The sequence below is a fragment of the Enterococcus sp. DIV1307a genome, assembly GCF_050537425.1.
Classification (GTDB): Bacteria; Bacillota; Bacilli; order Lactobacillales; family Enterococcaceae; genus Enterococcus; species Enterococcus faecalis.
Genome location: NZ_CP172914.1, coordinates 213,600 through 225,000, shown reverse-complemented (window position 1 = coordinate 225,000; position 11,401 = coordinate 213,600). Strand labels below are relative to the sequence as shown.

Sequence of the window (11,401 nt, the reverse complement as noted above, 5' to 3'; positions counted from 1 at the left end):
CGGGGTGCTTTTCACCTTTCCCTCACGGTACTGGTTCACTATCGGTCACTAGGGAGTATTTAGCCTTGCGGGATGGTCCCCGCGGATTCCGACGGAATTTCTCGTGTTCCGCCGTACTCAGGATCCTCCTAGGTGTTGTTAGCATTTCGTCTACGGGGCTTTCACCCTCTTTAGCGGAATTTTCCAAATCCTTCAACTATACTAACAGACTACCATATCGGAGTCCTACAACCCCAACAAGCAAGCTTGTTGGTTTGGGCTCTTCCCGTTTCGCTCGCCGCTACTCAGGGAATCGAATTTTCTTTCTCTTCCTGCAGGTACTAAGATGTTTCAGTTCTCTGCGTCTACCTCTAATCAGCTATGTATTCACTGAAAAGTAATATCCTATAAAAGATATTGGGTTCCCCCATTCGGAAATCTCTGGATCATAGCTTACTTACAGCTCCCCAAAGCATATCGGTGTTAGTCCCGTCCTTCATCGGCTCCTAGTGCCAAGGCATCCACCGTGCGCCCTTATTCACTTAACCTTATCAACCTTACGGTTGGGTCTTGATCACTTCTTCTAGCGATAGAAGGTTAATCAATAAATAAGCAATTGAACTTATTAAAAAACTCATTCAACGCGGTGTTCTCGGTTTGTTTTGATTCTTTTTACTTCAATATCCAGTTTTCAATGAACGAATGTTTTGAGAGTAGACCTCTCAAAACTGAACAAAGTAAAGACGAAATGTGTATTTCCGTAATATTCCTTAGAAAGGAGGTGATCCAGCCGCACCTTCCGATACGGCTACCTTGTTACGACTTCACCCCAATCATCTATCCCACCTTAGGCGGCTGGCTCCAAAAAGGTTACCTCACCGACTTCGGGTGTTACAAACTCTCGTGGTGTGACGGGCGGTGTGTACAAGGCCCGGGAACGTATTCACCGCGGCGTGCTGATCCGCGATTACTAGCGATTCCGGCTTCATGCAGGCGAGTTGCAGCCTGCAATCCGAACTGAGAGAAGCTTTAAGAGATTTGCATGACCTCGCGGTCTAGCGACTCGTTGTACTTCCCATTGTAGCACGTGTGTAGCCCAGGTCATAAGGGGCATGATGATTTGACGTCATCCCCACCTTCCTCCGGTTTGTCACCGGCAGTCTCGCTAGAGTGCCCAACTAAATGATGGCAACTAACAATAAGGGTTGCGCTCGTTGCGGGACTTAACCCAACATCTCACGACACGAGCTGACGACAACCATGCACCACCTGTCACTTTGTCCCCGAAGGGAAAGCTCTATCTCTAGAGTGGTCAAAGGATGTCAAGACCTGGTAAGGTTCTTCGCGTTGCTTCGAATTAAACCACATGCTCCACCGCTTGTGCGGGCCCCCGTCAATTCCTTTGAGTTTCAACCTTGCGGTCGTACTCCCCAGGCGGAGTGCTTAATGCGTTTGCTGCAGCACTGAAGGGCGGAAACCCTCCAACACTTAGCACTCATCGTTTACGGCGTGGACTACCAGGGTATCTAATCCTGTTTGCTCCCCACGCTTTCGAGCCTCAGCGTCAGTTACAGACCAGAGAGCCGCCTTCGCCACTGGTGTTCCTCCATATATCTACGCATTTCACCGCTACACATGGAATTCCACTCTCCTCTTCTGCACTCAAGTCTCCCAGTTTCCAATGACCCTCCCCGGTTGAGCCGGGGGCTTTCACATCAGACTTAAGAAACCGCCTGCGCTCGCTTTACGCCCAATAAATCCGGACAACGCTTGCCACCTACGTATTACCGCGGCTGCTGGCACGTAGTTAGCCGTGGCTTTCTGGTTAGATACCGTCAGGGGACGTTCAGTTACTAACGTCCTTGTTCTTCTCTAACAACAGAGTTTTACGATCCGAAAACCTTCTTCACTCACGCGGCGTTGCTCGGTCAGACTTTCGTCCATTGCCGAAGATTCCCTACTGCTGCCTCCCGTAGGAGTCTGGGCCGTGTCTCAGTCCCAGTGTGGCCGATCACCCTCTCAGGTCGGCTATGCATCGTGGCCTTGGTGAGCCGTTACCTCACCAACTAGCTAATGCACCGCGGGTCCATCCATCAGCGACACCCGAAAGCGCCTTTCACTCTTATGCCATGCGGCATAAACTGTTATGCGGTATTAGCACCTGTTTCCAAGTGTTATCCCCCTCTGATGGGTAGGTTACCCACGTGTTACTCACCCGTCCGCCACTCCTCTTTCCAATTGAGTGCAAGCACTCGGGAGGAAAGAAGCGTTCGACTTGCATGTATTAGGCACGCCGCCAGCGTTCGTCCTGAGCCAGGATCAAACTCTCATAATAAAAGTTAGAACAATCTTACGATTGTTAAGCTCAATTTGTTTGCTAGCATATTGCTTGCTTGTTAAAAATGTTTGTTGTCTTGAATTGAATCAAGACGCCCTACACATTTGGTTCGTCTATTCTTTGTTCAGTTTTCAAAGGTCTACGTTACCTCGCAGCAACTTTTATATCATAACAAACTTTCGTTTGAATGTCAAGAACTTTTTTAAAAAAGTTTTTTTAAGTTGTTTTGCTCGGTTGTTGTTGTCTGTTGTGACAACTTCTATATCTTATCATCTCGCTTGTTATTTGTCAACAACTTTTTTGTTGTTTTTTCAAACTTTTTTCGAGAGATTTGAAATCAAGAATTGTTATTTAATTATTGATTTCTGAATCGCTCAGCTGTGTGACTCGCCTTGCGACATGTAATAATATACCAAGATTTCAAGCATTGGTCAATCATTATTTTCACTTTTTTTAAACTTTTTTTCAATACCGATTATTCTTTCTTATCCGATTAGATAAAGTTCGTTTTTTTATCAGATTACCCATTCTTTTTATTACCCATCTTCGATTTTTTTAGAAAAAAAGAATTGGTTTCAATTGTTTTTCTATTCTTTTTTTATTTAATTTTTTGCGAATACAAAAAAAAGATGCCCTTAAGGCATCTTTTTTTATCTCATTGTTGGGAATAGCAAGACATCACGAATTGATTGTGCATCAGTTAATAACATAACTAGTCGATCAATCCCAATACCTAATCCTCCGGTTGGTGGTAAGCCATATTCTAAGGCTTCGATGAAATCTTCATCTACTCCGTGTGCTTCATCATTTCCTTGTTCCCGTTCTTTTTCTTGTTCTTCAAAACGTTCACGTTGGTCAATTGGATCATTTAATTCTGTAAATGCATTAGCAAACTCTTTTCCGATAATAAACAGTTCAAAGCGGTCAGTGAAACGACCATCTTCTGGATTTTTCTTCGCTAATGGTGAAACAGCTACTGGGTGACCATAAATAAATGTTGGTTGTTGCAACGTATCTTCTACAAATGTTTCGAAAAATTCATTAATGATATGACCGACTGTCATGGCATCTGTAATTTCAACATTATGTTCTTTAGCCAACGCACGGGCTTCTTCTATCGTCATCTCTTGCCAAAAATCTACGCCCGTTTGTTCTTTGACCGCATCTACCATGTGTAGACGTTTGAAAGGACTTCCTAAGTCAACCGCTTGACCATCGTACGTGATATCAGTAGTTCCTAAGACTTTTTCCGCAGCATTACGAATAATTCCCTCTGTTAAATCCATCACATCTTGATAATCAGTATAAGCGGTATAAGCTTCTAGCATTGTAAATTCTGGGTTATGAGTGGTATCGATTCCTTCATTACGGAAGACACGACCAATTTCATATACTTTTTCCATGCCACCGACAATTAAACGTTTTAAATGTAACTCTAGGGCAATGCGTAAGTATAAGTCCATATCTAATGCATTATGGTGTGTGATAAATGGACGAGCAGCAGCTCCTCCTGCTTCGTTATGCAAGACAGGCGTTTCTACTTCGACATAGCCATTGCCATCTAGATAACGACGGATTTCGCTAATAATTTGACTGCGTTTCATGAAACGATCAAAGCTTTCTTTGTTACTGATTAAATCCAAATAGCGTTGACGATAACGTTGTTCCACATTCGTTAATCCATGGTATTTATCTGGCAATGGACGCAAAGCTTTAGTTAATAACGTAATTGTTTGAGCTTTAACAGTAACTTCCCCCGTATTGGTTTTCATTATTTGACCTGTCACACCAAAGAAGTCGCCTAAGTCAGCATGTTTAAATAGTTCATAGGCTTCGTCTCCAACTTGGTCCTTCCGAACATAAATTTGAATTTGGCCTTCACGGTCTTGCAAATGGGCGAAACCAGCTTTTCCTTTACCACGTTTTGTCATCATACGTCCAGCAACGCTGACTTCTGTATTCATTTCACTAAGTTCTTCTTTTGTATGATTATCATATTGTTCATGAAGTTCTGCTGAATTATGAGTGCGATCGAAACGTTTACCGAAAGGATCAATCCCTTCTTCACGTAAAGCTTCCATTTTTTCGCGGCGCACGAGCATTTGATCATTTAAATCCTCTAAATGCGCTTGTTGTTCTTCTGCCACTGTTGTTCCTCCATTCTTGATTTTAACCTATCCTAATAATGCCACAGTAATTCGAAAAAAAGCAAGCCGAATTTTACTTTCGGCTTGAATTTTTTATTCTTCTATAGTAGTTACAGCAACTTTGGAAATCTTCTCTACAAAGGCATCAAGTAAATCGACAACTGCTTGTTGTGTTTCAACTTGGTTAATCGCAACTTTCACTTTGGCTGCTCGCGAAATTCCTTTTAGATAGTAAGAAGCATGTTGGCGAAACTCACGGACCGCAATTTTTTCACCTTTTAAATCCACTAATCGTTGTAAATGAACTTTTGCAATGTTAATTTTTTCAGCTGGTGAAGGCTCAGGCATCAATTCGCCCGTTTCCAAGTATTCTTTCGTCCGTTGAATCATCCAAGGATTGCCCAAAGCAGCTCGACCAATCATCACACCATCCGCTCCAACATATTCTAACATGCGTTTAGCATCTTCAGGCGTTTTGACATCTCCATTTCCCATAAAAGGAATGGTTAAATGCTTTTTCACTTCCTTTAAAACGTCCCAGTTGGCTGTCCCTTCGTACATTTGGACACGTGTCCGACCATGCATAGCAATTGCCGAAGCGCCTGCTTGTTCGGCAGCCAAAGCGTTGTCTACAGCATATAGATGATCTTCATCCCAGCCTGTTCGCATTTTTACAGTGACAGGCAAAGAAACTGCCGAAGAGACTGCGTGAACCATCTCATGCACTTTATTCGGATCCAGCAACCATTTCGCACCAGCTTCAGCTTTAATTATTTTATTGACAGGGCAACCCATGTTAATATCAATAATCGCCGCTTGCGTATTTTCTTCCACAAACTTAGCAGCTTCCACTAATGTTTCTTTATCTCCACCAAAAATTTGTACACTTAAAGGATATTCTCGCTCATCAATATATAGCATTTCTAAGGTTTTTTTGTTTCTTAATTTAATTCCTTTGTCACTAATCATTTCACAAACGACTAATCCTGCGCCAAATTCTTTTACAGTCACACGAAAAGCGGCGTTACTAATACCCGCCATCGGAGCTACGACAACACGGTTGGGGATTTCAACGTCTCCAATTTTCCACATAGTCTTTCCTCCTACTTTTGTTTCGTATTGCGAATCGCTTCATCGCGAAGTTCAATTAATTCTTCTTCACTATAGTGATATTTATTGTTACAGAATTGACAAACTGCTTCTGCTCCATGATCTTCATCGATCATCGCATTTAATTCATCGATCCCAACAGCAATCAAAGCGGTCGCAAATTTTTCTTTGGAACAGTCACATTTAAATTGTACAGGCATTTTTTCTAAAATTTCTACTTCGTCTTCTCCCAACAAGCGATACAAGACTTGTTCAGGTGTTTCTCCATTTTCTAGTAATTGTGAAATTGGTGGCACTTCCGCTAGACGCTGTTCAATAAAATCAATGGTACTTTCATCGGCACCTGGCATTACTTGAATCATAAAACCACCGGCTGCTTTCACAGATTCATCCGTGTCCACCAATACACCTAAACCGATAGCTGAAGGAACTTGTTCAGAGACCGCCATAAAATATGTAAAGTCTTCACCGATTTCACCAGAAACAATAGGTGTTTGTCCAGAAAAGGTTTCTTTTAATCCTAAATCTTTAATGACTGTGAAAATCCCTTCGTTACCGACAGCGCCACGTACATCAATTTTACCTGTTGCATTCAACTTTAAGCTGACATGTGGATTTTTAATGTAGCCTTTTGTTTCTCCACGGCCATTACTATCGACAATAATAGCGCCAGCTGGGCCATTTCCTTGTACTTTTACAGTTAATTTATCGTCACCTTTTAAAGTCGCTCCTAGTAAAAGGGCTCCAATCAATGTGCGCCCTAACGCTGCGGTAGAAGAACTCCATGTATCATGTCTTCTTTGCGCTTCGCTAACAGTTTCAGTGGCACTGATGGCATATGCTCGAATTGAACCTTTATAACAAAGGGCTTTTACCAAATAATCTTCCATTCTTTTTCCTCTTCTCTTGGTGCTTTTTTGTCCATTAGTCAGATAATACTAGGAATCAGGTGTTTTTTCAACCAAATAATCTTCCTTCTATAGAATATCTTAATATTATAGAAGGTGCAGTATTCGTCAACTCGACAAATACTGCACCTTCTACTAATTGGTTATTTATAACGATCTTCGTAGTTATTGCGATCATATTCAGAATTGGAATCTGAATCTTTTTTCTCTTCAGATTGGACTTCTTTTTCTGTTTGTTCGCTTTCTACTTTGACTTCTTCTGCTTCATCATGTAATTCTTTTTTCGCTTCTTCAAAGTCTTGCTTTTCTTCAACTTGTTTTTGCGCTTCTTTTTCTTCTAAAGCACGTTTTGCTTCTTCGAATGTTTGCGCTTCTTTTTCACTAGGATAGTCGCTGTCAGTACCTTCAGGCATTTTACCTGTTTCAAATAATGATTTGATTGCTTTTGCATCTAATGTTTCATATTCTAATAGTTTTTCAGCGATTAGTTTATGTTGTTCACGGTGCGCTTCGATAATTTCATGCGCTTTCGTATGAGCATCCATTAAGATACGACGAACTTCCTGATCGATTTCAAACGCCACTTGTTCTGAGTAAGCTTTTGTTTGACCATAATCACGACCGACAAAGACTTGATGGTTTCCTTCATATTGAACAGGTCCTAATTTGTCGCTCATTCCATATTCAGTTACCATGCTACGGGCAATCCCTGTTGCTTGTTCAAAGTCATTTGAAGCCCCTGTTGATTGAACGCCAAAGATAATTTCTTCTGCTGTACGTCCACCAAGTAAGCCAACGATTTGTTCAAACATATCTTCTTTAGTCATTAAGAATTGATCTTCTTTTGGTAAAGCAATCATATAACCGCCTGCGCGACCACGAGGGATAATTGTTACTTTATGGACAACACGGGCACGGCTTAAGACTAAACCAACGATTGTGTGTCCCGCTTCATGGTAAGCCACCATTTCGCGTTCTTTTTTATTAATCACGCGATCTTTTTTAGCTGGACCAGCAATTACGCGGTCTTCGGCTTCATCCACATCAGAAGCATCAATTTTTTTCTTGTTACGACGAGCGGCAACTAAGGCTGCTTCGTTTAAGACATTTTCTAAATCAGCACCAGCAAAACCTGGTGTTTGTTGTGCAACAACTTTCAAATCAACGTCATCAGCTAACGGTTTGTTTTTCGCATGAACACGTAAAATCGCTTCACGACCTTTGACATCTGGACGTCCTACCAAGATTTGGCGGTCAAAACGACCTGGACGTAACAACGCTGGGTCTAACACGTCTGAACGGTTCGTTGCAGCAATTACGATAACTCCTTCATTGCCATCAAAACCATCCATCTCAACTAATAATTGGTTAAGGGTTTGTTCACGTTCGTCGTGTCCGCCACCCATACCAGCACCACGTTGACGACCAACTGCATCGATTTCATCGATAAAGATAATCGCAGGTGCGTTTTTCTTCGCTGTTTCAAATAAATCCCGGACACGGCTAGCACCGACCCCGACAAACATTTCAACGAAATCTGAACCTGAGATTGAGTAAAATGGCACACCTGCTTCACCTGCTACAGCTTTAGCAAGTAACGTTTTACCAGTCCCTGGAGGTCCCTCTAATAGTACGCCCGCAGGAATCCGTGCGCCTAATTCAGCGAAACGACGTGGATCTTTTAAGAATTCCACTACTTCAACTAATTCTTGTTTTTCTTCTTCCGCACCAGCTACATCTGAGAAGCGGACACGGTTAGCTTTTTTATCGGCTTCTTTGGCTTTTGATTTACCGAAGTTCATCACACGGCCACCGCCGCCACCGCCACCGCCTTGTTGGCTCATCATCATGTAGAAGAAGAAGAAAATAATCACTAATGGTAAGAAACTAAACAACAATGACAACCAAGCGCCACTTGTTGATTGTTCTTTGACAACTAGCTTCACCTTGTTATTTTGTGCCGCATCTTGAATGCCAGCTAAGGTTGTATCACTAGGTAAAACGGTTGTTGTGAAGCCTTTTGACGACGCTTGCGTTGAGCCCCACAATGACAGACCACCTGTGTCTTTCACTTCTTGTTTTTCTTTATACTGACCTTCAATCCGGTAAACCCCATTGGTTGGTTGAATGGTCATGTCTTTGACTTTTCCGTCTTCCAATTGTTGTTGGAAGGTTGAGTAATCGATGTCTGGCGATTGTTGGTTGTTATTTCCAAAAATGAAATAGACAACCATGACCATGGCAAGTACTACTAAGACGTAGTATAAACCATTTTTCATGCCATTATTCTTTTTGTTCATGCCTGTCCTCCTTATGCTCATCATTACAATTCATGTTATTCTTTTATCAATCCTGACCTTTACATTGTAACACAATTAATTCCTTGATAGATATTAATTTGATTCGTAAACTTCAGGTTTTAAAACGCCAATATAAGGCAAGTTGCGGTACGTTTCTGCATAGTCTAATCCGTAACCGACCACAAACTCATTGGGCACATCAAACCCTACGTAGTCAGCTTTAATGTCTACCACACGGCCTTCTGGTTTATCTAATAAGGTAACAATTTTCACAGATGCAGCTTTACGGTATCTAAACAAATCTACTAAATACGCTAATGTACGACCACTATCGATGATATCTTCTACGATTAAAATATGTCTACCTTCGACATTTGTGTCCAAGTCTTTGACAATTTTTACTTCGCCTGAAGAAACTGTCGCGTTGCCGTAGCTAGATACATCCATAAAGTCCAATTCTAAATAAGTATTGATTTCACGAGTCAAATCAGCCATAAATGGTACTGCACCTTTTAAAATACCGACCACTAAAGGATTTTTCCCTTGATATTCTTCTGTCAGTTGCTTGCCAAGCTCTGCAGACTTCGCAAGAATTTCTTCTTTGGAGATTAGGACTTTCTCAATATCTTTTTCTATCATAGTGCGCTCCTTTCAGCATTACTCCTTTGTCTTAAAAAGGAGTCTGTAGTGTATTTTATCAGTTTCTAAAGGAATACTCAAATAGGAATTTGCAAATTTTGGTACCCAAATGATTTCCTCTTGCTCATCCGTAATGACCCAAGCACTCTCTCTCGCTTCATTTGGCACTTTTTGATCAATAAAAACTCTGCTTAATTTTTTCGTAAACCCTGGTTTTAATGTAATCCGATCACCACTTTGGCGATGACGAACGGTCAAAGGTGTGGCTGTGGTCAACGGGATTGCCAACAACTGGCCCGCCCATTGATTAATCTCTTCAGGAAGAGGAAACGGTTTGTCTGTCGCAATTAATCCTAGCCACTCGGTTTCCGATAAATAAATCCCCGCACCAGGTACTAATAAATGTGTAACTTCTTCTCGCTGTGCAGCCTGTTTTTGTTCTAAGCATAGCCAATCATAACTTTTAGCTAGTTGCCATTGCTGTTCTAACATAACCGAGCCTTGCGGTTGCCGTTCATCATTCAAAACTTTTAAAATTTGTGTCATCTGGCGTTGGTTTAACGAAACCCCTAATGGCACTAATGTTTTTTGGAAAAACGCGGTTAAAAAGAAGTGCTGGTACGCAAGCGTTTCTTTTAATAATCTCTTCAAAGGAATGCGCCATCCTTGTTTGGTCGGTTCTACGGCTTCAGATAATTGAGGCTCAATTTGTTCTTGAATAAATTCTTGGGCAAAACGTTGTTCATTACTAAAAGAAGCAATCTGATCTAAGAATTGCGGATTTTCCTGCTTTAATAGCGGCAAAACCTGATTACGGAGCCGATTTCTCAAATATTCATTGGTTTGGTTCGTTTCGTCCTCAAAATAAACGAATGCTTGGCGCTGTGCAAATTGATACAATTCTTCTTTTGGATAAATGAGTAACGGACGAATCAATTCCCCTGTCGCAAAAGGACGTCTCTCTTTAATGCCCGCGGAATGGGAAAAATTAGTTCCTCGAATCAGTTTCATTAAAATCGTTTCCGCTTGATCGTCTAGATGATGTGCCGTCATTAAGACCGCCGCACCTTCAATTTCCATGACTTCTTTAAAAAATTCATAACGAAATGTGCGCGCTTTTGCTTCTAAATTCCGTTGCTTTTCAGGGTCTTCCCAACGTGTTTCATAATACGTTAGCTCTCGCTGCTGACAATAGGTAGCGAGATATTGCGCTTCCTGTGCCGACGCTTCTCGCAATTGATGATTGACGTGTGCAACAACCAATTGTAATTGTTCTTTTTCTGCCACCTGTTCCATTAACGTCAAAAGGGCCATGGAGTCTACACCACCAGAAACGGCGACCACGATTGTTTGATGCGGTTGCCAAAATCCTTGTTCTTTTCCTCGTTTATAAAACTGCCAAAACATTGTTCGCCCTTCTTTCTTCCTTAGAATAAAAGAGGAACCGAGAAATAACCCATTCGTTATCCCCAGTCCCCCTATTTGTTTGTGCTTAGCCGCGACGTCCGCCACGTCCGCCACGTTTGCCTTCAGTATTACGTTTTAATGAAGATAAACGATCATCACTATCTTTCAAGAAAGAGCTCATCAATGAGTCAAAATCTTGTTTATTGTTATTGTTATTTGCTTGTGGTTTATTGAAAGGCTTTTTGCCCCCTGCGCGTGGATTACGGTCACGATTCTCATAATTGTTTTCACGACGTTGAAATTCACGTTTTGGTTGTTGCCCTTCTGCTGGCTCTTGTGCTTTACGGATCGATAAGCCAATTTTGCCGTCGTCACCAACTGAGGTTACTTTCACTGTTACTTCGTCACCTACTGTTAATACATCATGAATATCTTTAACGAATCCATTAGACACTTCACTGATGTGTACTAACCCAGTTTTTCCTTCTCCTAAATCAATAAATGCACCAAAGTTAGTAATCCCTGACACTTTTCCTGGCAATTTAGCTCCTACTTCGATTGACATAAAAAAAT

7 protein-coding genes and 2 rRNA genes (1 of these 9 running past the window's edge) are annotated in these 11,401 nt (G+C 41.6%); all 9 read right to left on the bottom strand.

Features of this window, described 5'->3' with window-relative positions:
* Window positions 1–527, bottom strand: a 23S ribosomal RNA gene (locus IGL90_RS01100); it reaches 2,386 nt to the left of the window's first position.
* Between the two features lie 226 nt (window positions 528–753).
* Window positions 754–2,314, bottom strand: a 16S ribosomal RNA gene (locus IGL90_RS01095).
* The 16S and 23S rRNA genes sit together here, the layout of an rRNA operon.
* A 653-nt stretch (window positions 2,315–2,967) precedes the next feature.
* Window positions 2,968–4,464, bottom strand: a complete 1,497-nt coding sequence (lysS, locus tag IGL90_RS01090; protein WP_002356264.1) for a lysine--tRNA ligase — start codon at window positions 4,462–4,464, stop codon at window positions 2,968–2,970.
* Window positions 4,465–4,557: 93 nt separating this feature from the next.
* Window positions 4,558–5,556, bottom strand: a complete 999-nt coding sequence (gene dusB / locus IGL90_RS01085; protein ID WP_002356263.1) for a tRNA dihydrouridine synthase DusB — start codon at window positions 5,554–5,556, stop codon at window positions 4,558–4,560.
* 11 nt (window positions 5,557–5,567) lie between these two features.
* Window positions 5,568–6,464: an Hsp33 family molecular chaperone HslO gene (gene hslO, locus IGL90_RS01080; protein WP_002359370.1), complete on the bottom strand. Its 897-nt coding sequence runs from the start codon at window positions 6,462–6,464 to the stop codon at window positions 5,568–5,570.
* Between the two features lie 161 nt (window positions 6,465–6,625).
* Entirely contained in the window at window positions 6,626–8,782 is a 2,157-nt protein-coding gene (gene ftsH, locus IGL90_RS01075; protein ID WP_002364513.1) for an ATP-dependent zinc metalloprotease FtsH, read from the bottom strand.
* 93 nt (window positions 8,783–8,875) lie between these two features.
* The gene (gene hpt, locus IGL90_RS01070; protein ID WP_002356260.1) at window positions 8,876–9,421 is read right to left on the bottom strand and encodes a hypoxanthine phosphoribosyltransferase; all 546 of its coding nucleotides are present in this window, start codon (window positions 9,419–9,421) and stop codon (window positions 8,876–8,878) included.
* 18 nt (window positions 9,422–9,439) lie between these two features.
* Window positions 9,440–10,828 (bottom strand): tRNA lysidine(34) synthetase TilS, encoded by a 1,389-nt coding sequence (gene tilS, locus IGL90_RS01065; RefSeq protein ID WP_002364514.1) that lies wholly within the window; start codon window positions 10,826–10,828, stop codon window positions 9,440–9,442.
* A gap of 85 nt (window positions 10,829–10,913) precedes the next feature.
* Window positions 10,914–11,393, bottom strand: coding sequence for a S1 domain-containing RNA-binding protein (locus IGL90_RS01060; protein WP_002356258.1), 480 nt, complete (start codon window positions 11,391–11,393; stop codon window positions 10,914–10,916).
* Window positions 11,394–11,401: the final 8 nt, after the last annotated feature.